General features: G+C 66.4%; 15 protein-coding genes and 1 tRNA gene. 10 read left to right on the forward strand and 6 right to left on the reverse strand.

Features of this window, described 5'->3' with window-relative positions:
• Window position 1 precedes the first annotated feature (1 nt).
• From ACO07J_RS05690 to ACO07J_RS05705, 4 genes are all read right to left on the reverse strand, one after another.
• Window positions 2-2,854, reverse strand: a complete 2,853-nt coding sequence (locus ACO07J_RS05690; RefSeq protein WP_422027117.1) for a hypothetical protein — start codon at window positions 2,852-2,854, stop codon at window positions 2-4.
• 144 nt (window positions 2,855-2,998) lie between these two features.
• On the reverse strand, window positions 2,999-4,294 hold the full coding sequence (locus ACO07J_RS05695; RefSeq protein WP_422027119.1) for an O-acetylhomoserine aminocarboxypropyltransferase/cysteine synthase family protein: 1,296 nt from the start codon (window positions 4,292-4,294) through the stop codon (window positions 2,999-3,001).
• A gap of 136 nt (window positions 4,295-4,430) precedes the next feature.
• A complete protein-coding gene (locus ACO07J_RS05700; protein ID WP_422027121.1) occupies window positions 4,431-4,976 on the reverse strand; it encodes a DUF421 domain-containing protein in 546 nt (181 codons plus the stop codon).
• Between the two features lie 40 nt (window positions 4,977-5,016).
• On the reverse strand, window positions 5,017-6,021 hold the full coding sequence (locus ACO07J_RS05705; protein ID WP_422027123.1) for a hypothetical protein: 1,005 nt from the start codon (window positions 6,019-6,021) through the stop codon (window positions 5,017-5,019).
• A gap of 290 nt (window positions 6,022-6,311) precedes the next feature.
• Here ACO07J_RS05705 and ACO07J_RS05710 point away from each other — a divergent pair, with 290 nt between their 5' ends.
• From ACO07J_RS05710 to ACO07J_RS05750, 9 genes are all read left to right on the forward strand, one after another.
• Window positions 6,312-7,388: a hypothetical protein gene (locus ACO07J_RS05710; protein WP_422027125.1), complete on the forward strand. Its 1,077-nt coding sequence runs from the start codon at window positions 6,312-6,314 to the stop codon at window positions 7,386-7,388.
• On the forward strand, window positions 7,389-7,631 hold the full coding sequence (locus tag ACO07J_RS05715) for a hypothetical protein (RefSeq protein ID WP_422027127.1): 243 nt from the start codon (window positions 7,389-7,391) through the stop codon (window positions 7,629-7,631).
• On the forward strand, window positions 7,624-8,769 hold the full coding sequence (locus ACO07J_RS05720) for a hypothetical protein (RefSeq protein WP_422027129.1): 1,146 nt from the start codon (window positions 7,624-7,626) through the stop codon (window positions 8,767-8,769). Before ACO07J_RS05715 ends, ACO07J_RS05720 begins: the two co-directional genes overlap by 8 nt.
• A 52-nt stretch (window positions 8,770-8,821) precedes the next feature.
• A complete protein-coding gene (locus tag ACO07J_RS05725) occupies window positions 8,822-9,247 on the forward strand; it encodes a hypothetical protein (protein WP_422027131.1) in 426 nt (141 codons plus the stop codon).
• Window positions 9,244-11,181, forward strand: a complete 1,938-nt coding sequence (locus ACO07J_RS05730) for an ATP-binding protein (RefSeq protein ID WP_422027133.1) — start codon at window positions 9,244-9,246, stop codon at window positions 11,179-11,181. Before ACO07J_RS05725 ends, ACO07J_RS05730 begins: the two co-directional genes overlap by 4 nt.
• Window positions 11,182-11,220: 39 nt before the next feature.
• Entirely contained in the window at window positions 11,221-11,592 is a 372-nt protein-coding gene (locus tag ACO07J_RS05735) for a hypothetical protein (RefSeq protein ID WP_422027135.1), read from the forward strand.
• 64 nt (window positions 11,593-11,656) lie between these two features.
• Entirely contained in the window at window positions 11,657-13,003 is a 1,347-nt protein-coding gene (locus ACO07J_RS05740) for a DUF6638 family protein (protein ID WP_422027137.1), read from the forward strand.
• A gap of 3 nt (window positions 13,004-13,006) precedes the next feature.
• The gene (locus ACO07J_RS05745) at window positions 13,007-13,273 is read left to right on the forward strand and encodes a hypothetical protein (protein WP_422027139.1); all 267 of its coding nucleotides are present in this window, start codon (window positions 13,007-13,009) and stop codon (window positions 13,271-13,273) included.
• Window positions 13,274-13,282: 9 nt separating this feature from the next.
• The gene (locus tag ACO07J_RS05750) at window positions 13,283-13,939 is read left to right on the forward strand and encodes a DUF1523 family protein (protein WP_422027141.1); all 657 of its coding nucleotides are present in this window, start codon (window positions 13,283-13,285) and stop codon (window positions 13,937-13,939) included.
• Between the two features lie 19 nt (window positions 13,940-13,958).
• Here ACO07J_RS05750 and ACO07J_RS05755 read toward each other — a convergent pair.
• A tRNA-Tyr gene (locus tag ACO07J_RS05755) sits at window positions 13,959-14,042 on the reverse strand.
• A 129-nt stretch (window positions 14,043-14,171) separates the two neighbouring features.
• On the opposite strand from ACO07J_RS05755, the gene rlmB reads away from it, so the two are divergent.
• Window positions 14,172-14,963, forward strand: a complete 792-nt coding sequence (gene rlmB, locus ACO07J_RS05760) for a 23S rRNA (guanosine(2251)-2'-O)-methyltransferase RlmB (RefSeq protein ID WP_422027143.1) — start codon at window positions 14,172-14,174, stop codon at window positions 14,961-14,963.
• On the opposite strand, the gene ACO07J_RS05765 is transcribed toward rlmB, so the two are convergent.
• Entirely contained in the window at window positions 14,960-15,853 is an 894-nt protein-coding gene (locus ACO07J_RS05765) for a hypothetical protein (RefSeq protein WP_422027145.1), read from the reverse strand. The genes rlmB and ACO07J_RS05765 overlap by 4 nt on opposite strands.
• Window positions 15,854-15,898: the final 45 nt, after the last annotated feature.

A 15,898-nucleotide genomic window follows, 5' to 3' on the forward strand; every position in this document is an offset into this window, starting at 1 on the left:
GCTAGCCCTGGGGCATTTTCAGAACGACGGAGCGGCCGCCCTTGACGTAGCGCAGCTCGCTCTCGCCGATGGCGGCGACCTGGCCGCCATCGAGGCGATCCCCCACCTGCACCTTCTGATAGCTGCCATTGGCCATGCGGACCAGGGCGCGACGGCTGCTGGGTTTGCCGTAGACGCCGATAAGGTTCAGTTTTCTCAGGGAAATCTGTTTGCGCTCGGTCGCCGCGCGGGCGACGGAAGTGGCGGTCGGGATGCTGACGGCGACGCGCTGTTCGCGGCTGACGGGCTGGGCGGCGGCGGCCTGCTGCGCGGCGGCGGCGGCCTTGCGGGCGTCGGCGATGATGGTCTCGAACCCGGTGGGCCGGTTCTGCGGCTTGAGCGAGGCGGCGACGGCCTGTTCGGTGGCGGTGGCCATCGGGTCGGCGCTGTCGGGGTCGATGCCGGTTTCCCGGGCCAGCGCCTCGACCGCGCGCTGCTGGTCGCTTTTCGGGCGCAGGCGGGGGCGGAAGCTGGCCAGTTCCGTGCGGGTCCGGCCGCCGAGGATCGAGCGTTCGCGGGTCTCCTGCAGGTCGCCGGGACGGGCGCGCGGGCGGATCGTGGCGCTGTCGGGCGCGGCGGCGGCAGGGCCGTCGACGACCTCGGCCGAGGCGCGCGGCGGCGTGTCGGGCGGGATGATGGGCGGCGGGCCGCTGAAGACGATGGCGCCTTCAGGGGTTTCGGCGCCTTCCCGCGTGGCGGCGATGAAGCCGCGTTCGTCGAGCTGGTAACGCACGCCCGGCAGCGGCGGATCCGAGGGCGTGACGGGCCGGGCGCCGGGGGTCAGTTCCTCGGCCCCGGGCAGGGCGACCGCGTCGGAGAAGTTCACCTCGGGGTCGAGGTTGGTCTGGTAGACATCCTCCAGAGTCGTAACGCCCGGCACCTGTGAGGGTTCGGGCGCCATTTGCCAGATGCCGGTGGCCGCGTAGCGGGCGCGGGCCTCGTCGGGGGTCAGCTCTTCGGTGACGAGCTCGGGCCGGGGGGAGGGCGGCGGTTCTTCCAGAAGTTCGACCTGGGGGGTGGAGGCGTCGGGCTCGGCCGGATCGCTGCCCGAGAGGGCGGCGGTTTCGGTGCCGGTCTCGCCCTCGACCGGGTCTTCGGCGGTCTGATCGGTCAAGGCGGCGGAGACGGCCTCGTCGATGGCGCCCGCCTCGGCATCGGGATCGGCCTGCTGGACCGTTTCCACCGGGTCGCCGGTGCGGAAGAGGCCGGCGACGCCGTTGTCGAGGAAAAGCGCCGCCCATGCGGCGACGCCCACGAGGACGAGCAGGAGGATGGCGGTGAAGATCAGCGCCATGTAGCGCGGCTTCTCGGGCTGGATGTTTTCCGAGCGGCGGGCGCCGAAAATGGTCATCCGGTCCTTTTCGTCGAGGGAACGGGCGGCGGCGGTGGGTTGCGGCTCTGTCGCCGGGGCGATGCTGGTGTCCGCGGGAGGTGGCGCGGGCACAGGCTGCCGGGGTTTGGCGGCGGTTTTCGCGGCCGGCAGCCCGGTGGAGGCATTGCGCCGGGACAGGAAGCCGCCGATGCGTGATTTCTCTTTTGCTTCAGGCGCTTCCGGCGTGAGGCTCGCGGGGGGCTGACCGGTGTACTCCTCGTCCTGCGGACGTGGCGCGAACGCGGTCTCGGGTTCGGGCGCGGGCACGGCGGCGAGGGAGGCCGCAAGCTTGGCCGGCGGCATTTCCGGGGTTTTTTCGGGTGGCGGCGCCACCTTCGGCGGCCGGTCGGCCGGCGGTGCGGGGTTGCTGATGCCGGAGACGGGCGGCGGCGTAAAGCGGGCGCCGGGCAGGTTGCCCGGGCCGCGCGGCGCGGCGGGCTGCGGTGTCTTTTCGGGTGCGGGGCGGGGCGCGGTGCGGATCGAGGTGAAGGCGACGGCGGGGACAGCTTGCTGGTCGCCGTCTTGGTGCGCCGGTGCCTCGTCGGCGGGTTCCGGGCCTGACGGGCGCGCGGTGGCCGACGCCTGATCGGGCTGTGGCCTGGCAGGCTGTGGCTGTTCCTGTTGGGCCTGGCGCCCCTTGCCCTTCTTGCGGTTCTTCTTGTTGCGCTTGGCGTTGGGGGCGGGGTCGGCATCGGCCCGTGGCTGGGCAACCGGCTTTGCCTCGGTTTCCGTCACGCGTTCCGGTGCCGGCTCGGGCTCGGGGGTCGGTTCGGGCTCGGGTTCGGGGGCCGGTGCCGATTGGGGCTCGGGGGTCGGCGTGGCTTTCTGGGCCGGATCAGCCTTCGGCTGTGCATCGGCGGTCGCCTCGGGCACGGGGGCCGGTTCGGGCAGGCGGGCGGCGCCGACGATGTGGATGACCTCGTTCTCGCGGTCGACCGATTCGTCGGGGCCGAGGACCTTGCCGGCATAGGCGGTTTCGCCGAAGAACGGCTCGCCCGCGAACGCGTCGTCGGCGGGCATGGCGACGAAGCAGAGCGGGTTGAGCTTGTGTTCCTGCGCGAAGCTTTCGGCCTCGGCCAGGGTTTCGCGGGCGCAGGCGGCGACGTGAACCCGGCCGTTGCGCACCGACCAGTCGTAGGACAGGTCGCGCAGCGGGTAGGGCGTGGCGCCGTCAAGCGCCTCGCGCACCTCGGCCTCGATGGTGTTGACGTCGCGGGCGGAGCTTTCGAGGGAGAGATACTTGATCTGGTCGTCGGGCAGGACCAGCTTGGTGCGCAGGCCGGTCGGGTCGAGCATGCGCGCCTTGGAGGTAAGCTCGGCCAGGTCGGCCGTCAGATCCTCGGCGTTGAGCGCCACCTCGCCGACAAGATGCCAGCCTGCATGCGTGCGGTGCAGCAGGCTGATCCCGTCAAAGGAAAGTGTCAGCGCGAAATTCGGTTTCATCGGCAACGCTTTAGCACAAGGAGTTCACTCGGGTACATACGTTTGAGACCACCGATTTTACCGCAGCTTGGCCCCGAGGGAAAGACAAAGCCCCGCGCCCCTTCGAGGGGTATATAGGGCGCGGGGCGGGAGGCTTTAAGTGGGTCAGCTTGATGCCTTTTTCAGGGCCTGGTCGAGATCGGCGATGATGTCGTCGGCATCCTCGATCCCGATGGAGATGCGCACCACGTTTGGCGCGGCACCGGCGGCGGTCTGCTGTTCGGGGGTGAGCTGGCGGTGGGTGGTGGAGGCCGAGTGGATCACCAGCGAGCGGGTGTCGCCCAGGTTGGCGACGTGGCTGAAGAGCTCGAGATTGTCGACCAGCTTGACGCAGGCCTCGTAGCCGCCCTTGAGCGCGATGGTGAAGAGGCCGCCGGCGCCCTTGGGGCAGATCTTGGCCACCCGGTCGTAGGAGGGCGAGGATTTGAGGCCGGCATAGGTGACGGCCTCGACCGCGTCGTGCTTTTCGAGCCAGGCGGCGACGGTTTCGGCGTTTTCCACGTGTTTCTGCATGCGCAGGCTGAGGGTTTCGATGCCCATCAGCGTGTAATGCGCGGCCTGGGGGTTCAAGGTCATGCCGAGGTCGCGCAGGCCGATGGCGATGCCGTGGAAGGTGAAGGCCAGGGGCCCGAACGTCTCGTGGAATTTGAGGCCGTGATAGGCGGGCTCGGGCGCGGAGAGGGAGGGGAACTTGTCGGAGGCGGACCAGTCGAACGTGCCCGAATCGACGACGCAGCCGCCGGTGACGGTGCCGTTGCCGGTGAGGAACTTGGTCATCGAGTGGACGACGAGGGTCGCGCCATGCTCGATGGGCCGGCAGAGGTAGGGCGTGGCGGAGGTGTTGTCGACGATGAGCGGCAGGCCGGCGTCGTCGGCGATTTTCGCCAGCGTGTCGAGATCGGCGATATGGCCGCCCGGGTTGGCGATGGATTCGCAGAAGACGGCGCGGGTGTCGTCGTCGATCGCGGCTTTCACGGCGTCGGTGTCGTCGATGTCGACGAACTTGGCCGACCAGCCGAAGCGCTTGATGGTTTGCGAGAACTGCGTGACCGAGCCGCCGTAGAGGCGGGTGGAGACGACCACGTTCTTGCCCGGGCCCATGAGCGGGAAGAGCGCCATGATCTGGGCCGCGTGGCCGGAGGAGCAGCAGACGGCGCCGGAACCGCCCTCGAGCGTGGCGATGCGTTCCTGAAGGACAGCAACGGTGGGGTTGGTGAGGCGGGAGTAGATGTAGCCCACTTCCTGGAGGTTGAAGAGGGCGGCGGCATGTTCGGCGTCGCGGAACACGTAGGCCGTGCTTTGGTAGATTGGCGTCTGGCGGGCGCCGGTGGCCGGGTCGGGGCGCGAGCCGGCGTGGATCTGCAGCGTGTCGAAGCCGAATTCATGAATCTTGTCGGACATGAGAAACCTCCCTGAATGCGTTGCTCTCAGGGGTATGCCAAGTTCAGGATCGGAACAACAACGATATTGACGGGGCCGGCCTGTCGTCGGGGCGGGTGGCAGGCCTTGTCCCGGCCCTCGGCCCGGCGCGTGCCGGTCAGTCGGGGCCGGAGCCCTTTTCGCCGACGCCGGCGGGGAGTTTCTCTTCCTTCGCGGCCTCGGGGGTGGCGGTGACGGAGAAGGAGCCGTCGCTTTCGATGACCACCGTCTGGGCCTGATCCGGAGAGGCGAGCCCGGCGGAGCGCAGGATGGTGTCGAGCTCGGAGCGGGTGACGCGCTCGCGCCGGAGGGCGTCGTCGCAGGTCTCGCCGCGGTAGACGAGGAGTTGCGGCTCGGACCGGACCAGCCGCGCGACGCGGGCGGAGCGGACCGAGGTGGCGGTGACCGCCCATTGCAGGCCGATCAGCAGCAGGAGCGCGGTGAGCCCTTCGAAGAGCGTGACGGTCTTGGAGAGCAGGATGGTGGCCAGCGTGGAGCCGATGGCGACGGTGACGACGAGATCGAAGGCGTTGAGCTTGGCCAGCGTGCGCTTGCCGGAGATGCGCAGCATGGCGACGAGCGCGGCATAGGCGAGCGTGCCGACGAGGACCACCCGGAAGAGGTCGGCCCAGCTTTGGAACAGCATGTCTTCGATTTGCACCATCGGAGGGTCAACCGGTGGCGCAGCCGCAAGTTCCCCCCGGTCAGCGCATCCAGTAGCCGTTGCGGCGGATGGTGTTGCGGATCGCCTGTTCCTTGCGGGGGAGATTGTCGCGGTCGAAGAGGGCGCGCGCCTTCCGGCCGCGGCCATGGTAGACCATGAACTTGATCGGGTCGTATTTCTTGAGGACCTTCTTGACCGGGTTGGGGGCGGCGATCTCTTCCAGCACCTCGACCACGCGGTCGGATTCGCGGGCATAGAGCAGGGGAAGCATGCGGTAGTGGCAGGTGATGTCGCCGTCGAGCAGACCTTCCGGCAGGGTGTCGCGGCCGCCGCCCAGGGAATGGATGACGAGGGGCAGCGCCACCTGGTCGAGCCAGGGGTCGAGGGACTGGCAGACCAGTTCCGGCGGCGGGTCGTCGCGGATGGAGAGCGCGTAGTCGAGGAAGCGCTGGCCGAAGACGTGGGGGCATTTGTAGAAGAAGAAGCCCGCGTTGAAATAGAGGTAGCGGCGCCAGTATTCATCCGGCTGGGACAGGTCGAGCGAGCATTCGAAGTCGAGGCCGAAGCGGTCGTAGAGGGATTTCCAGATTTGCGTGTAACCGGGGCCGTAGAGTTCGATCTCGGGCCAGGTGCCCTCGCGGCGGAGCGAGGCGGTGGGGCGGTCGAAGTCGAAGGGGACGGTGGCGAGGTCGCCGGTGACCAGCGTGTCGGTGTCGAAGAAGACGAAGGGTTCACCCTTGGGCAGGGCGAAAAGGGCTTCGATCTTGTTGCCGTAGGGGTAGGCCTCGCCGAAATGGACGCTATCGAAGGGCAGGATCTCGGCGCCGAGGCGGTCGAGGAGTTCGAGCGTGTCATCGCCGCGGATCGTCGGATCCTTCTCCCACAGGGGGCCGGGCCGGGGTTCGGCGACGATGAGGCGCCCGGGGAAATCCGGCGCGTTCATCCGGAGCGAGGCCGCGAAGAGGATGGCCTCGTATTGCAGGCGGCCGCCCTGGCCGACGATCACGACGTTGAACGGTTGGGTCTCGCGCGCCTTTGCGGCCATGTCGGGTATTGTCCTGCCTGTCTGCCCTTTGGGCCAGTATAGGCGGCGAGGGGCCGGGGCAGAAGGGGGAGTTTGGGGCGATTCTCGGCGGTGCTCGGGGCGGGTGGAGACGCGATACTCGTGGGGTCGCGGAGACCGGGGCGGGGGCGCAGGAAGAGATTAATGCCTCCGGCGGGGATATTTTCGGCCAGAAGAAGCCGCGGGCTTGCCTCGGGCCATGCGTTTCCGCTTAAGTTTCGCGGCGATCCGCATATATTGGGCGCGAGGATGTTTCAGACAGGGAGTTTTCGATGGCCGATTTGGACGCGCAGGTGCGCGAAAGCCAGCAGCAGGTGGAACAGGCGCAGGCCCGGATCGCCGAGCTGACCAGCCGGATCGAGACGGCGCGCAGCAAGATCAAGGGCGGCGAGGACGCCACGCTCGACATCGAGAACGCCACGCTGGAAGAGGTGCATGCGCATACCGACACGATGAATGCCAACATTGCCGAGCTGATCATGGGGCTCGACGATGTGACCGCCGCGTTTTCGCGCGATTTCGACGAGATGCGCAACAAGACCGGGTGGGAAAGCTTTGTCGGAATCTTTTCCAAGGCCAAGGCCGACAGCATGCGGCAGGACCGGATCCGGACGGCGAATATCGACGACAAGCTGCAGGACCTGATTTCCAAGTCGGACGTGATCGTGAACCTTCTGGAGGGCCAGCTGACCATGCTGGAGGAGCAGAAGGTGAAGGTGGAACAGAACCTGTCCGAGACGCTCGACGAGCGGGAGGCGACGGTGGGCGAGCTGGAGACGCTGCGCGCCGATATCCAGGGGCTCGACCCGGAGATCATCCAGCTGGAGCAGAAGATCGCCAACGAGACGGATGCCGCGGCGCGCACCAAGCTGGAGACGCAGCTGGCGGAGATGAACGCGAAGTACAACGAGAAGGTGCAGCAGGAGCAGGTGAAGCTGGCCAAGAGCCAGACGCTTGAGCGCTATATCGAGAAGGGCAAGACCTGGGTCGACAGCCTTCAGAACCAGGCGGCGACGCAGATGGTGCTGATCAACAAGCTGCAGACGGATACCAAGCAGCGGGTGGTGCTGTACGATGCGCTCACGAAGTCGCTGAAGACCGCGCAGCAGCAGGACGTGGCGCACCGGATCAACGAGATCGGGGTGCAGACCGACCAGGAGGCGCAGAGCGCCATGGCCGGGATCGGGGCCGCGACCAACCAGCGGATGGCCGACATGATGGAGCAGCACGAGGAGCACATGGTGTTCGCCCGCGAGGTGCTGGAGGCGAAGGCCAAGGCGGACGAGCGGTTCGCGCGGCGCTTCGCGAAGATCATCGAGAAGCACGACAAGAACCTTTATGGGGCGTAAGTGAGCGAAGGAAAGGCCATCAAGCTCGTGCTGCGGGTGGTGGTGCGTTACGGATTGGTGGCCGGCTTCCTGGCCGTCGCGATGCTGGCGGCCCGTCACCAGGTCTATTGGCTTTCCATCGCGGGGGTGATCGGGGCGGGTGCCATGATCGCCTTTATCATGGCCACCACGAAGGGCGGAGCGGTGACGCTCGATGCCTACAAGGACCAACAGATAATGGTAGATCGGAACAAGATTGATTGATGAACTGCCACAGAACGCGCGGAGGGCTGCGGCCAACGACCATGTCGGGCTGACCGATCTTTACGCCTCGCGCCGGTATTTCGCCAAGTTCGAGCGGATCACGCAGCACCTGAATCGGGTGGCCGCGGTGATGCAGGCGGACGGCAAGTTCGACAAGGACGAGGTGGAGGTGCTGACCGCCTATGTGCAGGGCATCGCCTATACGTTCCGGGCGCTGGGCATGAAGTACCTGCTGGTGGGGCGGGACACGGGGCGGTTCTTCGGCTCGCTGGCGATGGATATGCGGGAAAGCGGCTTTCCGGTCTTCAACGAGTTGATGGTGATGGCCAACGACGCCCAGCAGGCCGGGCGGCACCTGCAGAACATGCCCGGCGCGGACACGCTCAAACGCGAGATGGTGGAGCAGATCATCGGCGAGCGGGTCATTCCCACCAAGCTGCAATTTGCCTTGTCGCAAAGGCTTTACTACGAGGAGCTCATCCGCGGGCACCTGTTCTGGGCGCAGAACGATCCGCAGCTTGTCTGGCTGAGCGGGATGGGCGAACGGCGGCGTTACCTGATGCACTGGGCGGTCTATGACAGCCAGGTGAACCTGCCCACGATCTACCTGATGGAAATCGAGGATACCGGGCGCACGCCCTTGCCCAAGGACGGGCGGCGCTGGCCGGAGGTGCAGGCGCACCTGATGGGGCAGGCGCTGGGCGGGCTGAAGCTTCTGACCATCGCGCGGGGGTTCGACGAGACGTTCGATGACATCCACCCCAAGCGCCTGCGGCGCCTGCATATGGGGCCGATGTATTCGCATGCCTATACCGAACAGACCGGGCCGATCCGGGACGTGCTGGTCGAGGCGCGGGCGCCGGAGGGGCAGGACTGGGCGCTGGCCTGGACGGACGAGGTGCTGGAAAGCGAGCGGGTGCGCGAGGAGCGGTCGGGCTGGTTCGGGACGGTGGAGCGCGAGGTCTTCGCGCTCGACCCGTTTTCCGGGCGCGGCGTGGATACCGGGGCCACGCGGACGGAGCGGAGCATCATCCTGCCCGAGCGGCCCTATCAGGTGCTGGCCGAGAAAACGCCGGCGGGGTTCGCGGCGGTGACGAAATACGTGGTGAGCCCCGGCGGCCGCGTTCTGCGGTATTGAGGGGTGGGAAATTGAGTATTTTCGGAACAGTGAAGGAACGGGGGGCAGCGCATTGAAACGATTTGCTTTTCTGGTCGTGGCGGCGTCCGTTCTGGTGGCGGGCTGTGCGCAGGTCAAGGAGCCGGCGGCGCCGTCGGCGCAACTGATCGCCGAGCGGCTGGCGGTGCGCAAGGAGAGCCCGGCGACGGTCAAGCGCTGGCTGGTGTCGCGTGGGTTCCAGCCGATCGGGCGGACGGGTTACGGCGGGGTCTGGCCGCGCACGGGCCCGTGCTATCAGACGGTGAAGGGGCTGCTGTACCGCGACCGGACGATTACGCGGGTGTGTTTCGCGGGCGACCTTTACCCGGTGGTCCTGCTGCGGGAAACCGACGGGTATTACTGGACCGAGGTCTATCCGAACGACCTGTCCTACAACCTCAACGGGCCCAGCGGGCTTGGGACGATTTCCGATGAAACGGTGGAGATTTTGAAGCGATGAGCCTGACAGCGGATACGATGGAGCTTCGCGAGGAGGAGATCGCGAAACATTACGAGGCGGCGCAGGCCATGCTGGACGGGTTCGACCACACGCCGCGCGTGGGCAAGCCGCGGGAGACCGAGCAGGTGGAGCGCTCGGCCGGGCTTGGCACGCGGCGGCGGTTCCGGACGACGACGCCGGGGCTGGTGACACGCTCGACGGCGCGGGCCGAGGGGGTGCACCTGCTGGCCACGATCGCGGCGGCGGACGGGGATGACCCGCTGACGAGCCCGTTGCAGGCGACGGTGATGCACGGGCTGCGACGGGCGCTGGCCATTGCGCTGGCGGTGGGCGAGGCGTTTGCCGAGGCGACCGGCCTGGCGGAGCTGCGGCGGGCGAACCTGGCGGGGTCGCTGGGGGCGGACCGGAAGACGGAGTTTACCGAGCTGCTGGCCGCCGAGGCGCTGGCGGTGGCGCATGTGTTCGCCAACGCGACCGCGTTCCTGATGGGGCCGCATGGCTCGGAAGTGTCGGTGGAGGTGGGCGAGGTCGAGGAATTGCTCACCGACAACGCGCAATTGGCGCTGCACGGCCTGCTCTGGGAGCTGGACCAGGATATCGCCGGGCTGGCGGGCGACGATGCGCGGCTGGTGGCCGTGGTGGCGGCGTTTGCCGAGCAGGTGATGGAGAAGGTCGCGATCCGGGCGCAGAATGCCGGGCGGCTGGGGGCCTTTACCGGGGCGAGCTGGCGGGTGGAGGCGGATGATTTCACCATTCGCGGCTTCGAGGCGGCGGCGAAGGGCAAGTCGACCACGCTGACGATGGAGTTCAAGCAGCCGCACGAGGTGGTGGGCAACCATATCGCCAAGTACCAAGCGCTGAAGCTGGCGAAGATGATCATGGCCTATGATTTCGACCGGCGGCTGAACCCGTTCGTGGAGCTAGGCGGGTTCATCTTCACCTTCATGGGCGACGGCAAGCCGGGCACGGGGAAGACCACGCTGATCCGGATGATGGCGGGGCTGATGAACGGCTATTGCGAGGTGGCGGGATACCCGTTCCGCTACATGAACCTTTCCACGGAAAGCATTGATTCCTATCAGGGAAAGAGTGCGCAGAATGCCAAGACCTTCATCAATACGGTGCTGGATCCGGGGGTGATCGGGTTCGGCACGATCGACGATATCGACCAGCTGGCCGGCAAGCGCGGCGACCGGCAGTCGAGCGCGGGGCAGCTGGAGATCACGGCCGTGCTGATGGAGAGCTTCTCGGGGGCGAACACGGTGGTGCGGGGGAACTGCACCTTCGGGATGTTCTCGAACTACCCCGAGAATGTGGACGATGCGCTGCGGCAGCGGGCGGGGGCGAGGTTCCTGGTGGACGGGCCGCAGACGCGGGAGGATTACATCGACATCCTGCACCTGCTGATGGGAAAGAACCATTCGATCCCTCTTGGCGCCCATGAACTGTACGCCGCGCAAGAGATCAAAAAGGCGGTTGCGGCGAGCTTCGAAAGCCACGGCCGGCCACATGAGGATGGCCTTATAAAGGTCTATGATCGCGTGGAAAAAGACCTTGGCAAGCTGGACACGATCGCCAAGCTGGGCAGTTACCTGAAGGGCATCCAGGAGGCCGACGAGCGGTTCACCGGGCGGGCCATCAAGAACATCACCGACGCGGTGAAGGTGCGGGCGATGGATTTCGAGCTGCCGGATGAGTGGATGGAGGAGCCGGACCGCTTCCTGTTCAAGCCGTACGAGGAAAAGCTGGGCATGATCGAGGAGCTGCGCCAGCCGATCACGGTGGAGATGGTGATCCAGGAGATCAACCGCTACGCGGATTCGGAATTCCGCTATGCCGACAAGTCGGACGAGGTGGCGATCGAGAATATGGTGCGGGAGTTCGGACGGACGGAAGAGGCCAAGCGGCGGTACCTGGAAGGGAAGGATGGGTGAGACCGGCTTCGCGACGGGGCCGGCGCGCGGGAGGCGCGATTGAACGAGACGACGATAGACTTCTGGAACACGGGGCTTCCGCTGGCGCTGATTGCCGGGGCGACGGTTCTGCTGCCGCTGGTTTTGATCCCGGGGCGCACGCGCTCGCATCGGCGGGTGTTGGGCGGTATGGCACTGTGTGCCCTGTTGATGATCGGGGTTTCGGCGGGCGTTTCCGCGCTTTTCGACAAGCGCGGTATTGCTGCGGGGATCGAGATCATGGGGCTTTGGCCGTATGTGTGGTTCATGATCGTGTCGTCGCTGAAAGCGGCCTTGCTGTGGGTGCCGCTTCTGGGGCTTTTCTGGTTCAACGCGGCGCAGCGGGTGGAACGGTTGCGCGGCGAGGACATGGCGCGGAAGGGGAGCGTGTGATGCGGTCGATGGTTGCGGATTTGGGGAGAGGCCCCGGCTCGGGGGCCGGGGCGGGAAGAGAGCGATGAAACGCCTGATCACATCCGGCCTGATGTTCGGCAATCTGATCCACGTGGACAGCCCCGCGCTGGTGGAGCGGTATAACCGGGCGCTCAAGCACCTGACGGGGAAAGAGACGGGCCTTACCGATTTCTATATCGACATCTCGGGGTATTCGCCCGAGGTGGGGGACGAGCTGGGCGATCCGCTCTACCTGAACCATGCGGGGGTGAACCGGCAGTTCATATTGCTGACGACAGCGCAGAAGACGGCGCCGCTTCTGGATGCGAAATTCTCGACCTCGCGGGGCATCCTGCGGCAGTTCATCGAGGAGAACGAGCCGGCGCTTTTCGCTCTGACGGCGCGGGACGCGGTGGCAGGGGAATTGGTGAACTCCGTCTTCGATATGACTGAACCGAAACGGCTTTTCGATATCCGGCGGATCGTGATCGAGGCCGACACGACGAACGGGCGGATCCGGCGGGCGGCGGAGCTCGATGCCAAGGTGGACAGGTTCCTCAACGAGGAGGATGCGTGGTTCGACGACGTGCTGATCGCCGAGATGATCGGGCTGGCGGGCGAGACCGGGGATATCGTGCGCAACCCGGTGACGCTGAAGCAGATGGAGTTCGAGCAGCGCAATTTCTGGACGGCGCATTTCGGCGGGCTCTACCTGTTCCAGGACCTGGAGCTGCCCGGCGTGCTGGCCTCGGCCGGGACGGAGGGGTTGGGCGAGCTGCCGATCGAGTATGTCTTCGGGCTGGAGGAGCGGAACCGGATCGCCAATTTCCTCGACCTGAACGGATTGGTGGAACCGATTGTAAAGGCTCGGGGAATCGACGCGGGCGCGCTGCTTCGGCAGAAGATGGATTTCCTTATGGTCGATGCGCTGGCCGATGCCGGCGTCGACCTTGCCGGGCGCACGCGCACCGATATGCGGCGGCTGGCGCGCACCCATGCAGGGCAGTTGCCGGAGGAGTTTCACGCGCTGGCCGCGCTGCTGAACTGGGCCGAGAGCGGAGGGGCGTGGCCCACGATCGGCAGCGACAGCCCGGCCTATTTCTATACGTTGCGGGCCTCGGCCCACAAGGATGCGGACCTTGTGAACATGCTGCTGGCCGAGCTGGCGCCCAAGGATTTCCGGCAGCTTTTCATCTGTCACAAGGAGCTGTTCTATCGCCGCTATGCCGGCTGGACGGAAACCAAGAAGGCCTATGTGGTCGAATACCTGCTGCGCGAATATCAGGTGGACAAGGTGGGCGCGCGCAAGGCACTCTTTGGCAGGGACGCGCCCATGGAAGAGGCGAAACCGGTGCGGGACATGGACGAGCTGATCGAGCTTGTCGGTCCCTGGGGCCCGGTGAGGAGGTAAGGCATGGCGGCACTGGCCAAGCTCGTGGTGATCGGGTTCATCGTGTTGACGGTGATCTATGTGTGCCTGTCGCTGTATTCCCGGTCGGTGCGCAAGGGGAAGCTTGCCGAATGGTGGGAGGAGGAGGGCCGGCCGGGCGACCGCGAGGCCTATATCGACGCCGGGTTGAAGGAATACGAGGGCTCGCTGCGCCGCAAGTTGATCTGGGGCGTTTATATCGTGCCGGTCGTGGTGATCAGCGCGGTCATTTATTTTACGAATTTTCACTGAGGCGGGGCGATGGTTTATCTGAAATGGGGATTCTGGATCATCGTCTGGCTGCTGATCGCGGCGTTTTTCCATTACACCCTGCCGCAGCACGATATCGCCCGGATCACCGACACCTATGAAAAGCGGATCGATTTCGGGGAGAACTCGATCTTCTGGGCAAGCCCGGACGTGGGGAACGATACCGGCGCGGTGAACCGCGACGTGTTCTTCATCCAGGCGGTGCGGACGAACGGTCGGGTGATGGTCTATCGGAACGAGGATACCGGCTGGGGCTGGCCGCCCTATTTCAAGTTCGACACGTCGAACCTTCAGGCCGAGGCGGCCGACCAGAGATCGACCGGGGACAATCCGAAATGGGTGTCGATCAAGCACTATGGCTGGCGCAACGAATTCATGTCGATCTATCCCAACGCGGTCAGCGTGCGGGCCGTGGCGGGGCCGGATGTGGGCACTGGAATTCCGTCGTTCAACATCCTGATAATCGGGTGTTTTCTTGCGGTCGCGCTTGGCCTCTGGGCGCTGTGGCGGCGGTTTCGGGCGCGGCGGATCGACCCGGTGTTCGACGATATCGGCGAGAGCTGGGATGCCGCGGGCGATCGGGTGGATCACCATCGCGGGCGGTTCAAGCGCTGGCGTGACAGCTGGAAGCCCAAGCACAAAAGGTGAGGTTCCGGGAGGGGGAAAGTGGTGGGCGACCTAGGAATCGAACCTAGCGTGCGTCTCCGCGAGGGAGTTACAGTCCCCTGCCACACCTTGCGGCCTGTCGCCCACTGAGCCCCGGGTTGCCCCGTGGCGTGACGGCGTATTTAGAAGCGCCGCCTTGGCCCGTCAACCGGAAAATGCCTTGCGGGCGGGACGATGGCCGCGCATTGTCGCGGCCCGGACAAGGAGGGCTGAGATGGCCACGAAGAAACCCCGCTGGGTCGTCGAGAAGGAGCAGGCGAAGAAGGCCGCATCGGCTGAGACCGTCTGGCTTTTCGGGCTGCACGCGGTGCGCGATGCGCTGCAGAACCCGGCGCGCGAGAAGCTGCGGCTGGTGGTGACGAAGAACGCGCTCGACCGGCTGGGCGAGGCCGTTGTGGCAGAGGCCGGGGTAGAGCCCGAGATGGCGGATGCGCGGAAGTTCCCGGCGCCGCTCGACCCGCAATCGGTGCACCAGGGGGCGGCGCTGGAGGTGAAGCCGCTGGACTGGGGGAGCCTGGCGGACCGGTGCCTGGGCGATGGCGAGCGGGTGCCGCGGGTGGTGATGCTCGACCGGGTGACGGATCCGCATAACGTGGGGGCGATATTGCGCTCGGCAGAGGTGTTCGGGGCCTGTGCCGTGGTGGCGCCCCGGCATCATTCGGCGCCGGAGACGGGGGCGCTGGCCAAGACCGCAAGCGGGGCGCTGGAGCGGCAGCCCTACCTGCGGGTGCGGAACCTGTCGGATGCGATCACCGAGCTGCAGGGGATGGGTTACGTGGTGCTGGGCCTCGATGGCGAGGCGGAGGCCACGATCGAGCAGGCGCTGGAGGGGCGGCGGGACCGGCCCGTGGCGCTGGTGCTGGGGGCCGAGGGGCCGGGGCTGCGCGAGAAGACGCGGGAGACTGTGGACCAGCTTGTGCGGATCCCGTTTGCCGGCGCGTTCGGGTCTCTCAACGTGTCGAACGCGGCGGCGGTGTCGCTTTATGCCGCGCGGGCGGAGGGCTAGGCCAGCGGCGGCTCGTCGCGCAGGACGCCGAAGACGCGGCCCTTGAGGCACCAGGATACACCGAAGGCGACCAGCCCCAGCGCCTCGAACCAGAAGGTGAGGTTGGCGCGGTTCCAGGCCGAGAAGCCCTGAAGCGGGTCTTCGAGGCCGAAGGAGCGGATGAACTTGTAGATCAGCGCGCCGATCGCCACGAGGATCAGGATGCCGCAGGCGCGGTAGGCGAGATTGCGCAGCTTTTTCCTGCCGTGGCAGAGCCCCGTGGCGGTGACCGAGGCGGGCGACTGGGGTCGGGGGAAGACCACGAGCGAGTAATAGGCCAGCACCAGGAACATGCCGGCGGCCGAGCCGTAATGCATGTAGGTAAGCAGCCCGTCATTGATGCCGAGGGTCGCCCAGAAATCGAAGCTGGCGGTGCCGGTGACGGGCGTGTCGGGCGCCTGCGTGGCGTGGCCGCCCTGGGTGTTGGTGAGGAAGACGCGCGAGGCGAGGCCGCCGTAATCCTCGCAGCCCTTGCCGGTGGTGGGAATAAGCGCCACGCCGAAGGCGCAGAGCCCGGCGAGGCGGGCGGCGCGGATGTCCCACTTGTTGTGGCCGAGATAGCCGTCGACCGCCTGCTGCTGCCCGCCGGGGGCGGCAGGGAGGTGGTAGAAGAAGGTCATCTGCAGCCCGATGAAGCAGAGCGTGCCGACGAGGATGTCGCCGCCGAGGCGCGAATAATAGTAGTGGCTGATCGAGTCGATGCCGGGGCAGGTGTTGCCGAGGGCGCTGACGAGGAGCAGCACGAAGGGCAGCAGGAGGGCGGCAAGACCGATGCCCTTGTTGACCGATTCCAGCTTGATCCGGAAGGGCAGGCCATCGTCGGCATGGGCCCTGAGCGAGACGATATCCATTGTATTCTTCCCCGACGGCTAAACCTATGGGCGAATCCTACGCCA

The sequence above is a fragment of the Roseovarius sp. genome, from assembly GCF_965228755.1.
Taxonomy (GTDB): Bacteria; Pseudomonadota; Alphaproteobacteria; order Rhodobacterales; family Rhodobacteraceae; genus Roseovarius.